The following is a 21,866-nucleotide window of genomic DNA, read 5'->3' as shown; positions in this document are numbered from 1 at the left end:
GCGCTTTTTGAAGCGGGCCATTGTAACGACTAATAAGCGGACTGCCAGCGCTGATACAGCCCTTCGCGTAAAATGGTACTTTCCACCGCCTCGGGGACCAGAAAACGTACGCTTTTGCCCTGCCCCAGCCACTGGCGAATGTGGGTTGCTGAAATGGCCATCGTGGAAGGCAAGGTGACACGTAATACCTGCCCGTGAGGCGAGGCCATTAAACGGGACACGCTATCGACTTCACGCTCGTCCAGCAGTTCCATAAGAGGCCTCGACGGTGCATCGGCATGGCCTGGTCGGGCGATCACCACCAGGTGGGCAAACGCAAACAGCTGCTCAGGCTTGTGCCATTGGTCAAGCCGCAAAAATGCGTCCCAGCCTATGGCCATGACCAGTCTCGCCTGTTCACCGTACTCATGACGAAGCGAACGCAGCGTATCCACGCTATAGGAAGGACCATCACGCTCAAGCTCACGCCCATCGGCCTTGAGACCTGGCGTATCACCAATGGCCGTTTGTAACAGTTCAAGGCGCTGTTGCGGCGATACCTGAGGCGTATCGCGCAAGGGCGGCTGCGGTGCGGGTATCATGTGGACTGTGTCCAGCCCTAGCGCATCACGCAACTCCACCGCGCTGCGCAAATGACCATTATGCACCGGATCAAAGGTGCCGCCGAGCATGGCGATACGTGCCGGCCGGGTCATTCGCGAACCTGGCCACTACCCATGACCACGTACTTCTGAGTGGTCAAGCCTTCAAGCCCAACCGGCCCACGGGCATGCAACTTATCCGTGGAGATGCCGATTTCAGCCCCCAGGCCATATTCGAACCCATCGGCGAAACGAGTCGAGGCGTTAACGACCACCGAGCTTGAGTCCACTTCGGCCATAAAACGGCGGGCCAGCGAGTAGTCTTCAGTCACGATGGCGTCGGTGTGATGCGAACCATAGCGTTCAATATGGGCGATCGCCTCATCAATGTCGTCGACCACCTTGATTGCGAGTATCGGCGCCAGATATTCGGCACTCCAGTCATCGTCGCTTGCCGGAAGCGCCTGAGGAAGCAGCGCCTGGGTTTGCTCGCAGCCACGCAATTCGACCTCATGCTCGGCATATTGACGGGCGAGTTCGGGCAGCAGGAGGTCGGCAATCGCCGCATCCACCAGCAGCGTTTCCATGGTATTGCAGGTGCCATAGCGGTGAGTCTTGGCATTGACCGCAATCGACAGCGCCTTGGCCGGATCGGCCAGACTGTGGATATAGACATGACAGACACCGTCAAGGTGCTTGATGACCGGCACCTTCGCTTCGCGGGAAATACGCTCGATAAGCGACTTGCCACCGCGGGGAATGATCACGTCGATATAATCAGGCATGGTAATCATTGCCCCGACCGCTGCGCGGTCACTCGTGGCCACCACCTGAACACTACCGGCTGGCAGCCCTGCATCGCCAAGCCCTTCCTGGATACAGCGGCTAATGGCTGCATTGGACGCACGCGCCTCGGAGCCACCCCGCAGCACACAGGCATTACCCGCTTTAAGACATAAACTCGCGGCTTCAAGGGTCACGTTAGGACGCGACTCGTAGATGATGCCGATCACGCCCAGGGGAACGCGCATTTTTCCCACCTGAATACCGCTGGGGCGATAGCGCATGTCACTGATCTCACCCACCGGGTCGGGCAGTGCGGCCACCTGGTTCAACCCCTCGATCATGGCGTCGATACGCGCATCGCTGAGGGCCAGACGATCCAGCAACGCCGCGTCAAGGCCGTTTTCCTGCCCTCTTGACAGGTCTTCGCTGTTGGCCGCCAGCACATCCTCACGGGCCGCATCCAGGCGGGCGGCCATGGCATACAGCGCTCGGTTTTTCTGGCCCGAATCAGCGCGACGCAGCTCACTCGCCGCCTGACGAGCGGCTTTGCCAAGTGATTGCATGTAGGCCGCGACATCGCCAGCCTCAAGGGATAGCTTTGCATCGGCGTCGAACGATGTTGAAACGCTCATGCGATCTCCATAAATTTCTCGGTGGGCATAAGCCACTCGGTCATATTTAGCCTGTAAGTTAAGCGGCGTGCTAAGCTATTTTAGCGCTATACTAAGGGCTTATTTAACACTTCTCGCCACCTTTCTAATGACGATTTTACGCATATCACGCTCACCATCACGCATCTGTCCAAGGGTTGATAGTAAGCCACCATGCAAAATAAATACAAAATACGTCTATTAAGAGCCAACCTGCTGGCGGCGGCCGTAGCGCTTGCCCTATGGACACCCTCCGCACCGCCGTCGGCAGCGTTGGTGCTATGGCTTTCAGTAGGCTGGCTATTTATTACCGCCCTTTTACTGGACTTCAGCCACCGCTACCCGCGTGGCCGTCCGTGGCAGCTGCTGCCCGGGGCGCTTCTACTCGGGCTGATTGCCGCCGCTCCGGAACGCCACGGTCTGTTGATCTGGGCCTGGGCGGCCTTGTTCATGTTACCGCAAATGAGCTGGGTAGCCGCGTTCAACATAAGCGCTGCCCTGCTCAGCAGTGTGCTGGTGGCCCCGCAGTTATCGACACCCGCCTGGCTATTGATGGTTATTTCACTGGCGATCCTGTGCGTTCTGGCATTGGCCCGTGCACAACAGCTGATCGACATGAACGGAGCGATTCGCCAACGGTTGCGACTCGTTCCAGGCTTGAACCTGTGGGCTGGCGAGCAGTTGGTGAGGGACATCCAGCGGGAACAGACGCGTTGCGCGCGGGAAGGCATTTATGGCGAACTAATAGTCCTGCATGTAAAGCGCCATCAACTGTGGCCAACAGCCAAAAAACTCTGCGAACTTACCCACGACTTCGAGAATGTGTACCGTCTCGATGGCACGACCCTGGCAACGTTAATGCTGTCTCGCTCGGCACTCGAAGCGCATGAGCGTTACCAGTCATTAATCAACGCGTTACCCGACAACACTATCGCCAACCCAATCGAGTTAATGGATGTGCCCCCTACCCCCTCAACGCTTCAAACGCTGACCCGACGAGAGGCAGGCGAATTGCGAGGCCAGCCATGACTCAGCATCATTTCCCTCGGCAACTGGTGACGCTGGCGTATATAGCCAGTATCGCCTTGATGGGCAGCTATACTGTTTGGCTTTATGCCATGGGCGAATATCGCGACCTCGTCATGCCCAGCTTCATGATCCTGCTCCTGCTGGCCGCCTTTCTGCTCCATCTGGGCCAGGACATGCGCGCTCACCTGCCGAGGCTGGTGCTGCTTTTTTGCACCTATACAAGCGTCATTGCCGCGCTTTATTACCAACCCGAAACCCCACTGATCTGGATCGGTTTGCCGATGACCGCCGCTTTCCTGCTGCTTCCCCTGCTGAGCGCGGTCTTATTGCATATGGTATTAATTCCACTGTGGTGGTTGATGCCTGCGCTAGCCCAAGCATCGCCTACCCTGGTGATGGGTTACGTGGCGCTGGCGCTTTTGCTTGCACTGCCACGCTGGGAACATGCAAGACGCCGCGCATTGCTGCGAGCCACCGATCCCAATGACAGCGAGTGCGACGCCTACCATATCGACACACTGAAGGAACGTTTGCACAGTGAATACCAGCGGGCCGATATGCTCAACCAGCGTTTGGCAGTGCTGGTCATCCACTTACCTCAACGTGACATGGCGGAAGAGCAGTTCGGCGCCCGCGCCGCCCAGGCATTGCTTGGCGCCTTGTGCACCGAGGTATATAGCTGCTGTCGCGACCACGACCTTCTGGGGCGTGCCGACAATGCAACCTTTTGGCTGGTATTGCCCGACACCAGCGAAAGCGGAGCGCTACTGGTCCGGGACCGGCTTCAGCGCGCGCTTTCACGGCGTGTATTGGTCGAAACCGGACAGTGCGAGGCGCGCATCGCCGCGTGCCTGCCCTGCCCCAAAGAAAATTTTGAACACTATCTGCAACGCCTGGAAAACCGGGGCAACGCACTGGCGACCCCCTGACAGACAACCTGACCGTATCGAATTGGCCTTATCCCAGCGCCAGCCACACCCCCACACCAATCATCAACGTCCCGGCAATACGGTTCAACAGGCGAACATTGCCGCTTTTACCCAGCACACGACGCAGGGTTTTTCCGCCGGTGGCATAGACCAGCATACTGGCAAACTCGATGGTCAATATGACGGCGATCAACGTAATCAGTTGCTGGCCGAGAGGTCGGCTGCTATCCAGGAAAGGCGGCAGCAGTACCATGAAAAACGCCCATCCTTTGGGGTTGGCGACGGCCGTTAAAAATCCCTGGAGTGCCAATTGCCACCGCCCTGCCGGTGGGCCAGCTTCAAGCTCATTGGGGATCGCCATACGCCCTCTCGAGCGCCACATCATGATGCCGATATAGGCCAGGTACGCACCGCCTACCCATTTGAACGCCATAAAAAGCGCTGGCTGGCGCAGCATCAGTGCTGCCACACCTGCGCCCGCCGCCGCGGCTACCAGCCCGCCCCCGATTAATTCGCCGACCATCATCCAGAGGGCGCGCTTGACGCCCTGGGTCATACCCAGAACCATCGCCAGCGTCATGCACATACCCGGCGTTAACGACACCAGCAAAAAAGTCGGCACAAATACCGAGAGCGTGGCCCACGACATCATTGGCTATCCATCCTTGGTTGTTGAAGCAGTCGATTGTTTTTCCCCCCAGCGCGGCATCAATTGGTGATCGATGCCCAACTGATTGAGAATGCGCGCCACAATAAAATCGATCAAATCATCAATGGATTGAGGACGATGGTAGAAACCGGGCGCTGCAGGCAGGATGACCACGCCAAGCCGACTCAGGGCCAGCATATGCTCGAGATGAATCGGGGAAAACGGGCTCTCCCGCGGCACCATCACCAGCGTGCGTCGCTCCTTCACCGCCACGTCAGCCGCGCGCTCGATCAGGTTGTTGCTGGCACCGGTGGCCACGGCCGATAGCGTGCCCGTCGAGCACGGACAGATCACCATGGCAGAAGGCGCGCCCGACCCTGACGCCACAGGCGCCATCCAGTCTTCACGACCAAAACAGCGAACTTGCCCGTCAGCCGCGCCGCTGCGCTCGCTCAGCGCCGCGGCAAGCCTTTCTGGCTGTGCGGGCAGGGTAATCTCGGTTTCGGTGGCGATCACCATATGGGCGGCCTTGGAGATCATCACCCAGACTTCATGGTTGGCGGCCACCAGCACCTCAATCAGCCGAAGCCCGTACTGTGCCCCCGAGGCACCGGTCAGCGCGACGGTGACCGGTGGTTTGAAAGTCGCTGTCATCGGGTTTGCCATTACGCCTCCTTCCTGGCGGCTAATGCGCTTATCAAGCGCTCGTGAACGCCCTCAAAGCTGCCGTTCGACATCACCACAATACGATCCTGAGGTGATGCCTGGGTGACGACGGCGCTCACCAGCACGTCAATATCATCGTAAAGCGTCGAATGCGCCTGAGCGTCTACTAGCGCCTCCATCGACCAGGCCACACTGGGCGGCTGAAACCAGAAAATCGCATCGGCTTCCGCTACGCTTTCCATCAGGCGTTCACGCATTGCCCCCAATCGCATGGTATTGGAACGCGGCTCGATAACCGCCAGCAGGCGCCCCTTCGGGGTTGCCGCTCTGAGGCCCTGCAGCGTCGCCGCAATGGCGGTGGGGTGATGGGCAAAATCATCGATGACCTGAATACCACTGACCTCCCCGCGCACCTCCTGACGACGGCGTGGGGTTTCAAAGCGCGCCAGGGCTGCGCAGCCTCGCGCCAGGTCGACGCCACACTGCCAGGCAGCGGCCAATGCGGCCAAGGCATTGCGTGCATTGTGTTCGCCGGTCAAGGCCCACTCCACCACGCCATCTTCTTCAATCGTACTTTCAGGATCGCGGTAGATGACCTGGAAACGGCTTGCATCGGCGCGCTCGCTGCGCAACTGCCAAGCGCTATCCGGGTGGTCGCCCACATAGTCAACGGGCGTCCAAACGCCCTGCTCCAGCACCCGCTCAAGCGCTGGCTGCCCATCGGCAACCAAGAGACGCCCCTGGCTGGGCACGGTTCGCACCAGATGATGGAATTGACGCTCGATGGCGGCCAGGTCTGGAAAAATATCCGCGTGGTCGTATTCCAGGTTATGCAGTACCGCAATATCAGGGCGATAGTGAACAAACTTGGATCGCTTATCGAAAAACGCCGTGTCGTACTCGTCGGCCTCCACCACGAAAGGCGCATCCAGTGCCCCCAGCCGGGCCGAGACGTTAAAGTTTCGTGGCACGCCACCAATCAGAAACCCCGGCGATAGCCCTGCACTTTCCAGTAACCAGGCTAACAGGCTGGCGGTGGTGGTTTTACCATGTGTGCCCGCCACGGCGATTACCCGCCGCCCCGGCAACACGTGCTCTGCCAGCCACTGGGCGCCGGACGTATACGGGAGGCCGCTGTTCAGCAAGGCTTCGACTTCCTCATTGCCCCGGGAAAGCGCATTGCCTACCACCACCATGTCGGGGGCTGGCTGCAGGTGCGCGGCCCGGTAGCCTTCCATCAGGCTGATTCCCGCTTCTTCCAGCTGGGTGCTCATCGGCGGATAGACATTGGCGTCAGAACCACTCACCTGATGACCCAACTCCCTGGCGAGCAGCGCCAAACTGCCCATAAAAGTGCCGCAAATTCCGATAATGTGCAGATGCATCGCTACGCCTCTAAACAACCCCTAAACAGCCCGCAAGCCTAGCACGCCCAGCCTTTGGGCTCACCTGTCTTGAGCGGTGGCCGTACCACAAGGGAACCATCCTCCAGTGACAACGTCTCTCAGATATTGCACGATGCCCGGTCAGTCCATACGCCTACGCTTCCCGCTACTCTAATCGAGACGGCAAGCATGATTACGATGAGGGTTACTTTATGCGCATACTGGTACGCTATTTTTTCCGCGGTCTACGCGTATTGCTTGCACCTATCATGCTGATATCCGAGAAACTTTCGACACCCCAGGCAGTAAAGCGCTCGCCTGAGGAACAGGCCAGGGTAGACGAAGCATGTAACAGCCTGGCGTTGTATCAGTTCCGCACCTGCCCGTTTTGTATCAAGGTGCGCAAGGAAATGGCCCGCCTGGGGCTGACGATTGAAAAACGTGATGCCCAGTTGGACCCTGACCACAAAAAGGCACTGCAGGAAGGTGGCGGCCGCGTCAAAGTGCCGTGCTTGAAAATTGCCCACGATGATGGACGCGAAGAATGGCTGTATGAATCTGATGAGATCAATCGCTGGCTACATCAACGGTTTGGATAATTTGAAAGCCTGCCTGGGTGACGTTTCCAACTACTCCTTTCGTCTCAATTCCTCTCCGTAACGCTCGCCACCGCCTGCCTCATTCATATGCTGAATGAGGTCAGTCATTATTTCGATTGTAGAGAACCCTCGCCTCTCACTATGTTAGACGCATAGCTTTCGAGCTGACCGTGTCTGTTTTGTTGCCGTTATGCGCCCCCTGAAACATCAAGGGTGCGTGGCAGAGCAGCAAAGCGAACAAACAATAATCCTTCTTGGGAACAACGATTAGGAATAATGATGACGTTTAAAAAAACGCTACTAGCTTCCGTGATTGGCGCAACGCTTGCCAGCACAGCCCTCCTGTCCACTGCCGCACAGGCCGAAAACACGCTGCGTATGCCCTACGATGCCGACCCGGTATCGCTGGATATTCACGAACAGCTGTCGGGCGGGATCCTGCAGCTGTCGCACATGACCCACGACCCGCTCGTGCGCTGGAATGATGCGCTTGAATTCGAGCCGCGCCTGGCCTCTGACTGGGAACGCATCGACGACACCACCATGCGTATGTCGCTGCGCGAAGGCGTTGAATTTCACAGCGGAAACGCCTTCACTGCCGACGATGTCGTCTGGACTATCGAGCGTCTCCAGCGCAGTCCTGACTTCAAAGCGATTTTTGACCCCATCGAAAGCGTCACTGCCGTTGACGACTACACAGTAGAAATCACCACCAAGACACCCTACCCGCTGCTGCTGAACCTGGCGACTTACGTCTTCCCCATGGATAGCGCCTTCTATTCAGGAGAAGCCGAGGACGGTGACCCGAAAGACGAAATCGTCAAAAACGGCAACTCCTTTGCCTCACGTAACGTTTCAGGCACCGGCCCTTATACCGTCGCCGATCGTCAGCAGGGTGTTCGTACCGAGTTCGAGCGCAACCCTAACTATTGGGACACCGAATCACCGGGCAATGTCGATAACATCATCCTCACGCCCATCAGTGAAAACGCGACCCGCGTGGCGGCACTGCTTTCCGGCGACGTTGATTTCATCGCCCCGGTACCACCCAATGACCTGGAACGCGTTCGCGAAAGCGAAGACGCCCAGCTCGTAACGATGTCGGGCACGCGAATCATCTTCTTCCACATGAACCAGGAGCGTGTCGAGGCGTTCCAGGATCCACGCGTACGTCAAGCCTTTGCCTACGCCGTTAATCAGGAAGCAATTGCTGACCGGTTGATGAAAGGCTTTGCCACGCCTGCCGCGCAGTTTTCTCCGGAAGGTTACGCTGGTCATATCGAAAGCCTTGAGCTTCGCCACGACCTGGAGCGTGCCAAGGAACTGATGGCCGAAGCAGGCTATGAAGACGGCTTTGACATCACGATGATGGCGCCCAACAACCGCTACGTGAACGATGCCAAGATTGCCCAGGCCGTGGCAGCGATGCTGGCTCGCATCAACGTCAACGTGGATCTGAGCACGCTTCCCAAAGCACAATACTGGGGCGAGTACGATGACCGCGCCGCCGACATGATGCTGATCGGCTGGCACGCAGACACCGAAGACAGCGCCAATTTCCACGAATACTTGACGGCCTGCCCGGATCCGGACACCGGCGCCGGACAGTACAATGCAGGTAACTACTGCAATCCAGAGCTTGATGCACTGGTGGCCGAGGCCAACGTGGAAGTGGATCGCGCCAAGCGTGCGGCCATGCTTCAGGAAGTCGAGCAAACACTTTACGACGAAGCTGCGATTATACCGCTGCATTGGCAGGACCTGGCCTGGGCGTCGGCCAATCACGTCAACATCGAGCCGGTGGTCAACGTGATGAACTTCCCCTACCTGGGTGACCTGGTCATGGACGCCGAATAAGGCGCCAGTGAATTAACCCAGCGTCATTCGAAAAGCTCGCCCCGAGGTTATCCGCTTCGGGGCGAGCCCTACCTGTTTTACTGACGGAAACGTTTTCATGATCGCCTTTTTGGTTAAGCGCCTCTTCCATGCGCTGCTGGTGATGTTTGTCATCAGCATCATTGCCTTCGCTATACAAGATAACCTGGGCGACCCGATTCAACAGATGGTCGGCCAGTCGGTACCGGAGAGCGAACGTGCCGAACTTCGTGAAGAGCTTGGGCTCAACGATCCTTTCCTGGTGCAGTACGCGCGCTTTGCAGTTAATGCAGCGCAGTTTGATTTCGGCTATTCATACGTTTTCAACCAGCCCACCACCGAGGTCATTGCGCGCCACCTACCGGCGACGCTGGAGCTCGTGGCCGCGGCTACCTTTTTAATCATCACCCTGTCGGTGCCGATTGGCGTTTATAGCGCCATCAAACCTCGCGCCTGGCTTTCCCGCTTTTTTATGGGCGTCTCGATTGTCGGCATCTCGATCCCGGTATTTCTTACCGCGATCATGCTGATTCAACTGTTTGCCATCGGCGTCAGTTGGACCCCTTTTCCCGTCGATACCGCCTGGGGCAGTTGGCTCAACGGCGTGATATCCACCGAGGGTGGCATGCCTGCTTACGGCCGAGGTGATCCGGTCCCCGTGTTTGGCACCTGGGAAACCAACTTTGCAAGCCTGGAGGGGCTGACCTACCTGGTGCTCCCCGCCGTTTCACTGGCCTCCATCATGCTGCCGCTGTTTATTCGCCTGATCCGTGCCGAAATGCTCGAGGTGATGCAGTCGGACTACGTCAAGTTTGCGCGGGCCAAGGGCATTTCCATGCGTCGCATCTATTTTCTGCACGCCTTGAAAAATACCATGCTGCCGGTCATCACCGTCGGCGGCGTGCAGATTGGCACGCTGGTCGCATACACCATCCTGACCGAAACCGTCTTCCAGTGGCCCGGCATGGGGCTGATGTTCCTGGATGCCATCGAGCGTTCTGATATTCCGCTCATCGTGACCTATCTCATGATCGTGGGCCTGATATTCGTGATCACCAATACGATCGTCGACCTGATTTATGGCCTGGTTAACCCCACTATCAAACTCACCGGAAAGCCCGCATGAATGCATCTTCTTCCGCGCTTCCCAGCCGCTGGGAACGCTTCCGCGACTCGTATCTGTTTTACAGCTTCAAACGCGACATGGTCGCTCAGGTCAGTCTGGTGGTATTCATCGCGCTGGTCGCCGTCGCCGTACTCGCGCCGTGGCTTTCGCCCATGAACCCCTATGACCTGGCACAAATCGATATTCTCGCCTCGGAACTGCCGCCGTTCTGGGTCGAGGGTAGCGACGCCCAGTACCTGCTGGGCACCGACGCCCAGGGCCGGGATATGCTCTCGACGATTCTGTACGGCGCGCGCGTGTCGCTGATTATCGGTTTTGGCGCCGTGGCTCTTCAGGCGCTGATCGGCGTCTGTTTTGGCCTGCTCGCCGGCTATCTGGGTGGCCGTATCGATGCTTTCCTGATGCGTCTCGCCGATATCCAGCTGTCATTCTCGACCCTGATGGTCGCGATTATCGTCGGCGCGCTGGTCAAGGCGATTTTTGGCGGCGAGACGTTCAGCGCCTACGCCGTGCCGCTGCTGGTGCTGATTATCGGCCTTGCCGAGTGGCCCCAATATGCGCGTACCGTGCGCGCCTCGGTGCTCGCCGAGAAGAACAAGGAATACGTCGACGCCGCCCGCGTCATGGGGCTCAGAAGCAAACGCATCATGTTCCGCCATGTGCTGCCCAACACCCTGTCGCCGATCTTCGTCATTTCGACGGTACAGATTGCCAACGCCATCATTTCAGAAGCCGCCCTGTCGTTTCTCGGCCTGGGTATGCCCGAAACCCACCCGTCGCTTGGCTCGCTGATCAAATCCGGGTTCGACTATATCCAGTCGGGTTCGTGGTGGATCACGCTCATTCCCGGGGCGTTACTGGTGGTACTGGTCTTGTCCATCAACCTGCTGGGCGACTGGCTCCGTGACGTTATGAACCCGCGACTCTACAAAGGCTGAGGACACCATGGCACTACTGGAAGTGACAAATCTGGACGTGCGCTTCGGCCTGCGCCAGGGCGAAGTGCGCGCACTGCGCGACGTCAATTTTACCCTTGAACGTGGCGAGCGCTTAGGCATTGTCGGCGAATCTGGCGCCGGTAAATCCGTGGCCGCGTTTTCACTGCTCAACCTGATTGCCAAGCCCGGCTTTATTGCCGGGGGCAGCATCAACTTCGAGGGCAAGACGCTCAACACCATGTCCGAGCGTGGCCTGCGCAAGGTACGTGGCAACCGCATCTCGATGATTTTCCAGGACCCGATGATGACGCTGAACCCAGTGCTCTCCATCGGTGAACAGATGGTCGAGTGCCTGAAGGCTCACCGGCGTATTTCCGGCAAGGAGGCGCGCGCGATTTGTCTGGATAAACTGCGCCAGGTACAGATCCCATCGCCGGAAACCCGCCTGGATCAGTACCCCCACGAGCTTTCCGGTGGCATGCGCCAGCGGGTGATCATTGCCATCGCACTACTGCTGGACCCGGATATCATCATTGCCGACGAGCCCACCACGGCGTTGGACGTGACCATTCAGGCCGAAATCATGGCGTTGCTTCTGGAACTCTGCGAGCAGCACAACGTCGGCTTGATTCTGATCACCCACGACCTGGGTGTGGTCAGCCAGGTGACTCAGCGCATGCTGGTCATGTACGCCGGCCGTGTGATCGAACAAGGGCCCACGCGGGAAATCATCAACGACCCGCAGCACCCCTACACCCAAGGGCTGATTAACGCCCTGCCGCAGATGGCCACCCCCGGCGAAAAGCTCAATCAAATCCGCGGCAGCATGCCATCGCTTTCAAACCTGCCCAGCGGCTGCGCGTTTCACCCGCGCTGTAACTTTATCAATCGCGCAGACGGAAAGCCCCGCCCCGCCTGCACCGAGCAGGTTCCAGGCTTTGTCGAGTCCGGCAACTGCCGCGTGGCGTGCCACATGGTCGCTGAAATGATTGAAGACCGCCGCTTGAAGGAGGAAACCTCATGACCGCGCCCGCTGAGGCCAAGGCGGCCCACCCGACGCCGACCCAGAACGAGAAAAGTGACGACTCGCTGTTGCAGATTCGAGGCTTGAACAAGCGCTTTTCGTTGTCGGGCGATTTTCTTGAACAATTACGCTTCAAGGGTGGCAAGCTGGTTCGCCACCAGGAATATGTGCACGCCATCAATGGCGTCGATCTCGACATAAAACGCGGCGAAGCGCTTTGCGTAGTGGGCGAGTCCGGCTGCGGCAAATCCACCGTTGCACGCATGGTAATGGGGCTGATTACCCCTTCGGAAGGCGAGATTCGCTACGCAGGCGAGCGCATTGACAACCTGAGTTCGCGGCAACTGCTGCCCTACCGCAAGCGCATGCAGATGATTTTTCAGAACCCCTATGCGTCGCTCAACCCCCGCATGACCATCCAGCAAACGCTGGAGGAACCGCTGCGTCTTCACCACCCCGACTGGGACCGTGAAAAAATTGAACAGAAGGTCGAAGACGTCATGCGGTCGGTGGGCATTGACCCGGACTGGGGCAAGCGCTTCGGCCACGAATTTTCCGGCGGCCAGCGCCAGCGTATTGCCATTGCCCGCGCCCTGGCCGTTGACCCCGAGTTTATCGTCGCCGATGAGCCCATTTCCGCGCTGGACGTCTCCATTCAGGCGCAGGTACTCAACCTGCTCATGGAAGCTCAGCAAGAGCGCAACCTGACCTATCTGTTTATCACCCACGACCTGGCAGTCGTCGAGCATTTCGGGACCCGTGTTGCCGTCATGTACCTGGGCACGGTATGTGAAATTGCTACCACCTCGACATTATTCGCCAAGCCTCGCCATCCTTATACTCAGGCGTTGCTGTCGGCGATTCCACGGCTTGAAGACGACCGCCCCCAGCACATCCGGCTCTCCGGCGAAGTACCTACACCGGTTAACCTTCCCACCGGCTGCGTGTTTCATGGCCGTTGCCCCCATGCCAATGCGCGCTGTAAACAGGAAATCCCTGTCCTGCAGACACAGGATGACGGCACGCGGGTTGCGTGCCACGCTGTTGAAGAAGGCCGCCTATGAGGCGGTCGTCGAACCTTAGATGGCGCTATGCATGGAGAGGTAAAGCATGGAAATTCGCTGGCTAGAAGACTTTATCGCCCTGGCCAGAACGCGACACTTCTCCCGAGCTGCTGATGAACAGAACGTCACCCAACCTACTTTTTCCCGGCGTATCAAGCTGCTGGAAGAGGAAATGGGCGTGACGCTGATCAACCGGCAAACACTGCCGCTTTCCTTGACCCCGGCGGGAGACGAGTTCTTGCTGCTGTGCGAGCAGGTAACTGACCGCGTTCGCCTGACGCGAGACCGCGTTCGGGAAATCAGCGCGGGGCAGAAACGACGCATCATGGTGGCTGCTCCACAGAGCCTGTTGGGGCAATTTCTACCCGAGTGGCTGGCCACAACCGGCTGGCAGGAGCGTGTTCAACCCTATCTGCGCGCCACTGGCTGGGTGGCCAGCGACTATTTCCAGGCGCTCCAGCGCGGCGAATGCGACCTGGCGATTTGCTACTGGCCGATTGGGCGCTGCGACCTGGACATCGACACCAGTTCCTGCACCTACCGTGTGATCGGCCATGAACGCCTGATTCCGGTGACCGGTGTTGACGATCACTCGGCGCCAAGAGCGTTATTGCCAGGCAGCCGCCAGCAGCCACTTCCCTGGCTCGCCTACCCACAACGAGGCCTGCTAGGCTCAGCGGTGACCGCCCACCTGGCACGATTACCCCAGAGCAGCTATTTAAATGCCCAGAGCGAAAACCTCTATGCGGCAGGTATCAAGGAACTGGTGCTGCTCGGCTACGGAATGAGTTGGCTGCCCGAACGCAACGTCGAGGCTGAGCTTCGCCAGGGCAGTCTGGTCCGCGCCGGCGACAGCCGCTGGGATGTCCCCATGGAGCTTCGCCTCTACCGCCACCAGGGCCAGCACCATGGAGAGCTGGACGCCTTCTGGAGTGAACTCCCACACTTTCGCACTTACTAGAGACCCTGCATGTCATCCCAACTACATCGGTTACAGCAAGAGCACCTGACACGCCTGCAGCGCGACTATACTGCCTTGCTTGACGAGCACCAGCTCGACAGCCTGGCCATATACAGCGGGCACACCAACGCCTACTTTGCCGACGATCAGGCACCCCCCTTCCAGACCTACGGTCATTTCATGCACTGGGTGCCACTGGCCGACGTGCAACATAGCTGGCTGGTGATACGCCCTCATCAGCGGCCACAACTTTACCTCTATGCCCCGGCGGACTTTTGGCACCTGCCGACCCGGCTTCCCGAAGAACCCTGGGTCGACGAATTCGATATCCACCTCTGCAGCGACCACGTCAGCCCCGCGCTGGATGGCCACGCCGCAATTATCGGCGATGTGGCACAGTTACCCGGCGCCAGCCTGAAGGCGCAACTGAACCCTGCCACCTTGTTGAATCGCCTGGACGAGCTTCGCATCGGCAAGTCTGACTATGAAATCGCCTGCCTACGTGAAGCCAACCGGCTCGCGATCGCCGGACACGAGGCCGCCCAGGCAGCCTTCCTGGGCGCGTCCGGCGAGCTGGATATTCAACTTGCCTACCTGGCAGCTAGCCGCCAGCGCGAGTCGGCGGTTCCCTACCAGAATATTATCGGCCTGAACGACCACGCGGGCGTCCTCCACTACCAGTACTACGACACAAGCCCGCCCAGGCGACGCCATAGCCTGCTCGTCGATGCCGGAAGACGCTTTCGTGGTTACTGCGCGGATATCACCCGCACCCACGCCGGACCAGATGCCCCGGCGCTATTCGGCGAGCTGGTGGGCGCCGTGCACGACCTGAAAGACGAGCTGGTTCAAGGTGTTACAGCGGGTACGGATTTCATCGCGCTGCACGAGCAAATGCACCAGCGGCTGGGCGATATTCTCATTACCCATGACCTCTTCCGAGGCAGCCGCGAACAGGCTATCGATGAAGGCGTGACGCGCGCGTTCTGCCCGCATGGGTTGGGCCACTCGCTGGGATTACAGGTGCATGACGTGGCCGGTTTACGCCATCCAGACGGCACTGCAGCTCCGGCGCCCAACGGACATCCGGCGCTTCGTCTCACGCGTACGCTTTCCAGCGGCATGGTCGTGACCATCGAGCCCGGGCTTTATTTCATTCCCATGCTGTTAGCCCCTCTGCGAGAGACATCGCTGCCCATCAACTGGACGCTGGTGGATCACTGCATGCCCTGCGGTGGTATTCGTATTGAAGACAATATTGCCGTGACCGACCAGGGGCCGGATAACCTGACCCCTTAGCCAATATTCGTATACGCCCGATACAAAAACGCCCAGCTGAGCTGGGCGTTTGTTCTAGCTAGGCTAACGCAACGATGTGCGTTCGATATGGCCGATTAGAAGCGGTAGGTAACACCACCACCAACGGTCACCGGATCAATGTCAACAGCACCAACGTTGTTACCGTTGGATGTAATGTCGGCGTCCACGTCGGCATAGCTGACATAGCCGTTAAGCATGATGTTGTTGGTCACGGCCAGATCAAGACCCGCCTGGCCAATGGCACCAAAGCTGTCGTCGACTTTGACACCGGGGCCAATGTCTTCGCTGTAGAAGTTGGTGTAGTTAAGACCCACACCTACGTAAGGCTGAATACGCGAATCGACACCGCCCATCGGGTAGTAGTTGAACAGCGCATTAACCGGCAGACGCTCGACGCTACCGGCATCACCGGCGGCCGTCGTCAGGTCATGCTCAAAGCCTTCACCGCTGTTAAGCTCGATGCCGAACTTGTCATGGAACAGATAACCAACGCCGTAGCTATAGCCGTTTTCACTTTCAACGTCGAAGTCTGCTCCCCCTGCATTGGTGTCGTCGGAAGCGATGTCCGTTTTAGCGACCCCACCGCGAACAAAAACATCACCCGCGGTGTACGCAAGCGCGGCTTGGCTTGCCATGGCAAAGCCAGCGGTAATCACAGCGGCTGTTACAATTTTGAATTGGCTCATCAGGGTCATCCTCTCAACTTTCGCTTGGAGTCCGTTATCAAGCGTCACATATCACTCACGTCTACAACGTCTACGTTCATACCATCGGCGACGCTTCGATAACTTGTACAGAAATGAGTATACGAACACTGTTTCTAAACGTCACGTAAAATTTTGTTATAATATTAAGCACAAAATATGCAGAGAAGAGAGAGGGCCGAATTACACGCAAAAAAAAGTCCCCCGAAGGGGACCCAGGTGGAGCACGCCAGCTCACTCGGTGTATCGCAAGCCAAACGGCTGCGATATAGGCAATGAAGGGAAAGTCGGTTTCAATCACAACGTCAATCGTGCTCGACTCTTTTCAATTGCCTTACACCCAATTATATAGCGACAAGCGTGCCACTATTTTAAAAATCATTAACAATCAATTAGTTATAAAATAAAAGCTCTACTATCCCCTGTCGCTCACCTTTTTTCCAGAACTTATGCGCACCACGAACGATCAATTTTCCCGTCAAGCGAGTCATGATGATGCAGTGCACACTCTTGCTCTGAAATGCTGCTTGCATGCTTGACTGGCGCATGGCTTTCCCTTCCTGTTAAGACGTGTGATGCACCGGCTGCAGGCCGTAGACAGGCGTTGCCAGCCCCTCCATGCGGGCTTTCAACTGCAGCGCCAGATAGTGTGAGTAGTGCCGCGACTGGTGCAGATTGCCGCCGTGGAACCACAGCGCCTCCTGCTGGGTGGGTTTCCACATGTTGCGCAGCTCGCCCTCCCAGGGGCCGGGGTCTTTGGTGGTGTCGGAGCCCAAGCCCCAACACTTGCCGACTTTATCCGCCACCTCCTGGGAGATAAGTCTGGCTGCCCAGCCGTTCATGGAGCCATAGCCGGTGGCATAAACGATCAAATCTGCTGCTAGCTCACTGCCATCGGTAAGCGTGATGGAGTGCGGGTTGATGCGCTCTATCCCTACGCCGCTGCGCAGTTTGATATCGCCACTGGCGACCAGATCACAGGCGCCCACATCGATGTAGTAACCCGAGCCCCGGCGCAGGTACTTCAAGAACAGACCCGAGTCGTCGTCACCAAAATCGAGCATAAAGCCCGCATCTTCTAGCTTCTGATAGAACTCGGCGTCGCGCTGTTTGATCGCCTCAAACGCCGGGCGCTGAAAGTCCGGCAGCACCTTGTAGGGAATCGAAGCAAAAATCAGATCAGCCTTGTCATGGGTTAAGCCACTCGCCACCGCCTCTTCGGAGTAGAGCGGCCCCAGCACTTCCTCCATCAGCGAATCCGACTTCACAATATGGGTGGATGAGCGTTGCAGCATGGTGACATCGGCGTCGTGCTCCCAAAGTGCCGCGGCAATATCGTGGGCGGAGTTATTCGACCCCACAATGACGCACTTTTTACCAGTGTAAGCGTCTGGCCCCGGATGCTGGCTGGAGTGCTGCTGCTCGCCTTCAAAGCTTTCTGCACCGGTAAATGTCGGCACATTGGGCATCCCCGACATCCCGGTGGCCATGACGAGCTGCTTGGGTCGCAAAGTGATCGCTTCGCCGTCGCGCTTCACGTTCACCACCCACTCGCCTGCGGTTTCGTCGAAGTGTGCATTCTGACACTCGGTGGAACTCCAATAATTGAGCTCCATCACCTTTGTGTACATCTCCAGCCAATCGCCCACCTTGTCTTTGGGCGCAAACACCGGCCAGTTTTCAGGGAAAGGAATATAGGGAAGGTGGTCGTACCAGACGGGATCATGCAGGCAGAGCGACTTATAGCGATTTCGCCAGGAGTCCCCGGCACGTTCGTTGCGCTCGATAATAATGGTCGGCACGCCCATCTGCTTTAGTCGCGCGCCCAAGCCGATACCGCCCTGGCCGCCGCCAATAATCACGCAGTAAGGCTGCTGTGTGTAGCCAAGTTCCGCTTCTTCGCGCTGTCGTGCTTCCAGCCAGGTTTCACGCTGCTTATTGGCGCCGTGCTCAGCGCCTTTGGGGCGGTTGTGATTACGGGGTTCAGGGAAGTCGTGCAGGGACTGCATCGTGGTGAGCAGTGTCCAGCACTTCCCCTCTTTCAGCCGCAGGTAGCCTTTGCCGCTGGCAACCGCGGTCTCAAAGGTGAACCACGCCTCGGCGATATCGCCATTTTGGGTTGCTTCGCCTTCAAGCTGCCAGTTGGACGGACGCGCATTATCTAACGTTGCGTTCAGCATGGCCTGAATCTCGTCTTTACCTTCACAGGTTTTTAAATTCCAGGTAAAGGTAAGGAAATCGCGCCAATAGCACTCATCGCCAAATAGAGAGACTACCTGCTGAATATTCTTGGCTTGCAGAGCGGCGTCAACGTTGGTCAGCCATGCTTGTACAATGGCCGTGGCGGTTGGCTGTGTCATATCGGTACTCCAGGTCAGGTTTGTTATTGTTGAATCAGCCATGATTCAACAATTCCTAAGCACCCGCCGTGCCAAGTGCCTTAAAGACTACCTAAGACACTGATAAATCGAGAAATAAAAGGCAGTCATAAAACACCGCAGAGGTGTACACCTGTCACACCCTTTACACCCGGACGTTACAAGTGTAACTAGCGACTAACGGTGTAATTCAGCCGCGTTGACACCTTACCCAAAGCGCATAGTCTGGAAGGACAACAACAAAGCGCGACGTGAGGAATACCATGCCGACCAACTCGCCCCTGCCTGCGCAGCTACGATCCGTTCAGCGCCAGCATATTGAGCATGTGTTTCAGCTCGGCGAAGGCCTGGATTCGCCCCATACACCCGCCCAGGAAATGATTCGCCATTCTTGGCTGCGCTGCTTGAACGAATACCAGTTGGACCCGACTCAACCACGACCCGCGCGCGTCGTGCCACAACAGACATTGCTGGAACATCGTGAATCGGTGGATGAATTGCTGCACGTGGCCCGGGCGGGCGTTGAACAGCTTTATGGACAAATTTCCCAGCTTGGCTATGTCCTGCTGCTAACCGACCAACGCGGTATCACGGTCGAGTTTCGCGGCGACCCACGCCAGGATCAGCAATTGCGCAAGGCCGGGCTCTACTTGGGCGCTGACTGGGACGAGCGCTTTGCAGGCACCTGCGCCGTAGGCACCTGCCTGCACGACCGACAGGCGATCATCTGTCACCGCCAGGAACACTTCGACGCCTCGCATATTTCGCTCACCTGCACCGCCGCGCCCATTGCCGACCCCCAGGGCAATGTAATGGCCGTGCTGGATATATCCGCACTGCAATCGCCTACTCAGCGTGAGAGCCAGAATTTCAGCCTTTCGCTGGTGACGCTCTACGCACGCATGATTGAAGACGCTTACTTTTTACAGCGCTATCGAGACTGTCTGATGGTGCGTCTGGATACGTCGCGGGAATTTGTGCACGTTAACGGACGCGGGCTCATCGCCATTGAAGAGAACGGGCAAGTGATTGCCGCCAATGCGATAGGCCGTGAGTTGATCGCCGAACACCAGCGTCGCTGGCCACCCTGGTCGACAAACCCTACGCCCATGCTAGGCGAATTATTCGAGTGCGAAATTACCGATGTCTTGAGCATCAACAGCGCCACCGACGACCAGCTCCGCGCTTTTCGGGCACGCGCCAACAACACCATTTACTTTATCAGCCTGTTGGAACCCAAGCGCCCCCGCTCGAGCCAGCCGACAAAACCGGCCAGTGCCTCACTGCCAGAATCGCTGGCACGCTTAGGCGCGGATGACCCTGCCATGCGCAAGGTACAGAAGCTCGCTGAACGTTTGCGTAATGAAACCAGTGTCAATGTACTGATTAGCGGAGAAACCGGCACCGGCAAAGAGGTCATCGCCCGCGCCCTCCACGAAAGCGGTAACCGCGCCAACTATCCGTTTATTGCGGTGAACTGCGCCGCAATCCCGGAAGCGCTCATCGAAAGCGAGCTGTTTGGTTACGAACCCGGCGCCTTTACCGGCGGGCGCGCCAAGGGAATGCGCGGGCTGATTCCCCAGGCCCACGGCGGCACGCTGTTTCTGGATGAAATCGGCGATATGCCGCTAGCCCTACAAACCCGGCTGCTGCGCGTACTGGCAGAACGGGAGGTCATGCCGCTGGGTGCCAATACGCCTGTGAAGGTGGATATTCGGGTCATTACCGCCACCCACCGCAATATCGAGTCAATGATTCAGCAGGGCGAGTTCCGCGAAGACCTCTACTACCGCCTAAACGGGGCTCAACTGCGCCTGCCCGCGCTGCGTGAACGTGCCGATAAGCTCTACGTGATTCGCCAGGTGTTTAACGACGTGGTCAGCGAACGCGGCGGCAACGCCTCACCCAGGCTAAGGGCCGATGCCATCAGCGCCCTGCTCGCCTACGCCTGGCCGGGCAATATCCGCCAGCTAAAAAATGCACTGGCGTTTGCCCTGGCCACCTCGGAAAGCGACGAAATCACCGTTCATGATCTGCCCGATCAGTGCCTTAGCCAACGCATCACACGGCAGGCATCTCCCCCGGCTTCGGAAATGAATCACGACACCGATCCCACGTTGCTGACAACTCTCAAGGAGCAGCACTGGAACATAAGCGCCGTGGCTCGCGCGCTAGGGGTTTCTCGGCCCACGATCTACCGGCAAATGCAGCGCCAAGGCATCGTGCCGCCGAATTGGCAAGGGTAAACAAAGACACGCCAGAGAAGGCTGTTGGCCTTGGGATAGCCCTCACGTACACTTGTTTGAATCCTTTAACACGCATTCGACAAGCCGAGGCTCCTTCCATGGCGTTTGATTCCACCTCTTCCTATATTGCCACTGATGCGCTCAAGCAGGCAGTCAATGCTGCCGTGGTGCTAGAGCGTCCGCTGTTGATCAAGGGCGAACCGGGCACCGGCAAAACCCTGCTGGCCGAAGAACTGGCAGAGTCGCTCGGTACCCAGTTGATCACATGGCACATCAAATCCAGCACCAAGGCAGCCCAGGGGCTTTATGAGTACGATGCCGTCAGCCGCCTGCGCGATTCACAGCTGGGTGTGGAAGGGGTCGAGAACGTCGCCAACTACATCAAGCCCGGCAAGCTTTGGGAAGCGTTCAGCACTGGCGAGCGGGTGGTGTTGCTGATCGACGAGATCGACAAGGCCGATATCGAATTCCCCAACGACCTGCTCCAGGAGCTGGATCGGATGGAGTTTCACGTTTACGAGACCGGCGAAACCATCCGCGCCGAGTATCGCCCGATCATCGTTATCACCTCCAACAACGAAAAAGAGCTGCCGGATGCGTTCCTGCGCCGCTGCTTTTTTCACTATATCGAATTCCCCGACCGCGAGACCATGCAGGCAATTGTCGATGTGCACTTTCCTGACATCGCTCCCCGGCTGGTCAGCGAAGCCCTGGAAGTCTTTTTCGACCTGCGTGATGCTCCGGGACTGAAGAAAAAGCCCTCAACCTCGGAACTGGTGGACTGGCTGAAACTGCTGATGGCTGATGAGCTGGCTCAGGAAGCGCTTTATAACCGCGACCCGGCAAAAGCGCTGCCGCCCATGGCCGGTGCGCTGGTCAAGAACGAGCAGGATACTCAGTTGCTTGAACGCCTGGCGTTCATGATCCGTCGCCAGAAAGGCAGGGGCCGCTAAGCC

Annotated in this window: 20 protein-coding genes; 12 read left to right on the top strand and 8 right to left on the bottom strand. The window is 57.9% G+C overall.

Annotated features, from left to right (window positions below; translation table 11 throughout):
* Positions 1-29: 29 nt before the first annotated feature.
* Complete coding sequence (gene nadD / locus R3F64_RS11430; RefSeq protein ID WP_085919268.1) at positions 30-695, bottom strand: nicotinate-nucleotide adenylyltransferase; 666 nt, start codon at positions 693-695, stop codon at positions 30-32.
* Positions 692-1,999 (bottom strand): glutamate-5-semialdehyde dehydrogenase, encoded by a 1,308-nt coding sequence (locus R3F64_RS11425; protein ID WP_264826212.1) that lies wholly within the window; start codon positions 1,997-1,999, stop codon positions 692-694. The genes nadD and R3F64_RS11425 overlap by 4 nt, the downstream gene beginning before the upstream one ends.
* 192 nt (positions 2,000-2,191) lie before the next feature.
* On the opposite strand from R3F64_RS11425, the gene R3F64_RS11420 reads away from it, so the two are divergent.
* Together R3F64_RS11420 and R3F64_RS11415 are read left to right on the top strand one after the other, a co-directional pair.
* A complete protein-coding gene (locus tag R3F64_RS11420; protein ID WP_085919266.1) occupies positions 2,192-3,046 on the top strand; it encodes a hypothetical protein in 855 nt (284 codons plus the stop codon).
* Positions 3,043-3,975, top strand: coding sequence for a diguanylate cyclase domain-containing protein (locus R3F64_RS11415; protein ID WP_309783243.1), 933 nt, complete (start codon positions 3,043-3,045; stop codon positions 3,973-3,975). The genes R3F64_RS11420 and R3F64_RS11415 overlap by 4 nt, the downstream gene beginning before the upstream one ends.
* A gap of 28 nt (positions 3,976-4,003) precedes the next feature.
* Here R3F64_RS11415 and R3F64_RS11410 read toward each other — a convergent pair whose 3' ends face one another.
* From R3F64_RS11410 to mpl, 3 genes are read right to left on the bottom strand one after another with little or no spacing between them, the layout of a single operon-like run.
* On the bottom strand, positions 4,004-4,627 hold the full coding sequence (locus tag R3F64_RS11410) for a LysE family translocator (RefSeq protein WP_332611526.1): 624 nt from the start codon (positions 4,625-4,627) through the stop codon (positions 4,004-4,006).
* A gap of 3 nt (positions 4,628-4,630) precedes the next feature.
* Positions 4,631-5,290 carry a flavin prenyltransferase UbiX gene (locus tag R3F64_RS11405; RefSeq protein ID WP_085919264.1) on the bottom strand — a complete coding sequence of 220 codons (660 nt, stop codon included), beginning with the start codon at positions 5,288-5,290 and terminating at the stop codon, positions 4,631-4,633.
* The gene (gene mpl, locus R3F64_RS11400; protein WP_199285211.1) at positions 5,290-6,675 is read right to left on the bottom strand and encodes a UDP-N-acetylmuramate:L-alanyl-gamma-D-glutamyl-meso-diaminopimelate ligase; all 1,386 of its coding nucleotides are present in this window, start codon (positions 6,673-6,675) and stop codon (positions 5,290-5,292) included. Before mpl ends, R3F64_RS11405 begins: the two co-directional genes overlap by 1 nt.
* Before the next feature lie 212 nt (positions 6,676-6,887).
* Here mpl and R3F64_RS11395 point away from each other — a divergent pair, with 212 nt between their 5' ends.
* The 8 genes from R3F64_RS11395 to pepQ all read left to right on the top strand — a co-directional run bounded on the left by R3F64_RS11395 (position 6,888) and on the right by pepQ (position 15,561).
* The gene (locus R3F64_RS11395) at positions 6,888-7,274 is read left to right on the top strand and encodes a glutaredoxin family protein (RefSeq protein WP_085919262.1); all 387 of its coding nucleotides are present in this window, start codon (positions 6,888-6,890) and stop codon (positions 7,272-7,274) included.
* Between the two features lie 279 nt (positions 7,275-7,553).
* A complete protein-coding gene (locus R3F64_RS11390) occupies positions 7,554-9,131 on the top strand; it encodes an ABC transporter substrate-binding protein (RefSeq protein WP_332611523.1) in 1,578 nt (525 codons plus the stop codon).
* 97 nt (positions 9,132-9,228) lie between these two features.
* Positions 9,229-10,275 carry an ABC transporter permease gene (locus R3F64_RS11385; RefSeq protein ID WP_085919260.1) on the top strand — a complete coding sequence of 349 codons (1,047 nt, stop codon included), beginning with the start codon at positions 9,229-9,231 and terminating at the stop codon, positions 10,273-10,275.
* On the top strand, positions 10,272-11,213 hold the full coding sequence (locus R3F64_RS11380; protein WP_085919259.1) for an ABC transporter permease: 942 nt from the start codon (positions 10,272-10,274) through the stop codon (positions 11,211-11,213). Before R3F64_RS11385 ends, R3F64_RS11380 begins: the two co-directional genes overlap by 4 nt.
* A 7-nt stretch (positions 11,214-11,220) precedes the next feature.
* Complete coding sequence (locus R3F64_RS11375) at positions 11,221-12,237, top strand: ABC transporter ATP-binding protein (RefSeq protein ID WP_085919258.1); 1,017 nt, start codon at positions 11,221-11,223, stop codon at positions 12,235-12,237.
* Positions 12,234-13,301, top strand: coding sequence for an ABC transporter ATP-binding protein (locus R3F64_RS11370; RefSeq protein ID WP_199285209.1), 1,068 nt, complete (start codon positions 12,234-12,236; stop codon positions 13,299-13,301). Before R3F64_RS11375 ends, R3F64_RS11370 begins: the two co-directional genes overlap by 4 nt.
* 46 nt (positions 13,302-13,347) lie before the next feature.
* On the top strand, positions 13,348-14,262 hold the full coding sequence (locus R3F64_RS11365; protein ID WP_085919256.1) for a LysR family transcriptional regulator: 915 nt from the start codon (positions 13,348-13,350) through the stop codon (positions 14,260-14,262).
* A gap of 9 nt (positions 14,263-14,271) precedes the next feature.
* Entirely contained in the window at positions 14,272-15,561 is a 1,290-nt protein-coding gene (gene pepQ, locus R3F64_RS11360; protein WP_199285208.1) for a Xaa-Pro dipeptidase, read from the top strand.
* A gap of 95 nt (positions 15,562-15,656) precedes the next feature.
* Here the strand turns inward: pepQ and R3F64_RS11355 are convergent, their stop codons facing one another.
* The 3 genes from R3F64_RS11355 to R3F64_RS11345 form a co-directional block, all read right to left on the bottom strand.
* On the bottom strand, positions 15,657-16,268 hold the full coding sequence (locus R3F64_RS11355; RefSeq protein ID WP_199285207.1) for an OmpW/AlkL family protein: 612 nt from the start codon (positions 16,266-16,268) through the stop codon (positions 15,657-15,659).
* 410 nt (positions 16,269-16,678) lie between these two features.
* Positions 16,679-16,834, bottom strand: a complete 156-nt coding sequence (locus R3F64_RS11350) for a hypothetical protein (RefSeq protein WP_199285206.1) — start codon at positions 16,832-16,834, stop codon at positions 16,679-16,681.
* Positions 16,835-16,849: 15 nt separating this feature from the next.
* Entirely contained in the window at positions 16,850-18,646 is a 1,797-nt protein-coding gene (locus R3F64_RS11345; RefSeq protein WP_199285205.1) for an NAD(P)/FAD-dependent oxidoreductase, read from the bottom strand.
* Positions 18,647-18,927: 281 nt separating this feature from the next.
* Here R3F64_RS11345 and R3F64_RS11340 point away from each other — a divergent pair, with 281 nt between their 5' ends.
* Both R3F64_RS11340 and R3F64_RS11335 read left to right on the top strand, forming a co-directional pair.
* The gene (locus R3F64_RS11340) at positions 18,928-20,910 is read left to right on the top strand and encodes a sigma-54-dependent Fis family transcriptional regulator (RefSeq protein ID WP_199285204.1); all 1,983 of its coding nucleotides are present in this window, start codon (positions 18,928-18,930) and stop codon (positions 20,908-20,910) included.
* A gap of 98 nt (positions 20,911-21,008) precedes the next feature.
* Entirely contained in the window at positions 21,009-21,863 is an 855-nt protein-coding gene (locus tag R3F64_RS11335) for an AAA family ATPase (protein ID WP_199285203.1), read from the top strand.
* Positions 21,864-21,866: the final 3 nt, after the last annotated feature.

The sequence above is a fragment of the Halomonas sp. 5021 genome (genome assembly GCF_036663435.1).
GTDB classification, from domain to species: domain Bacteria; phylum Pseudomonadota; class Gammaproteobacteria; order Pseudomonadales; family Halomonadaceae; genus Vreelandella; species Vreelandella janggokensis.
Note: the sequence above shows the minus strand (reverse complement) of the source record. Positions and strands in the feature narration are given on the sequence as shown.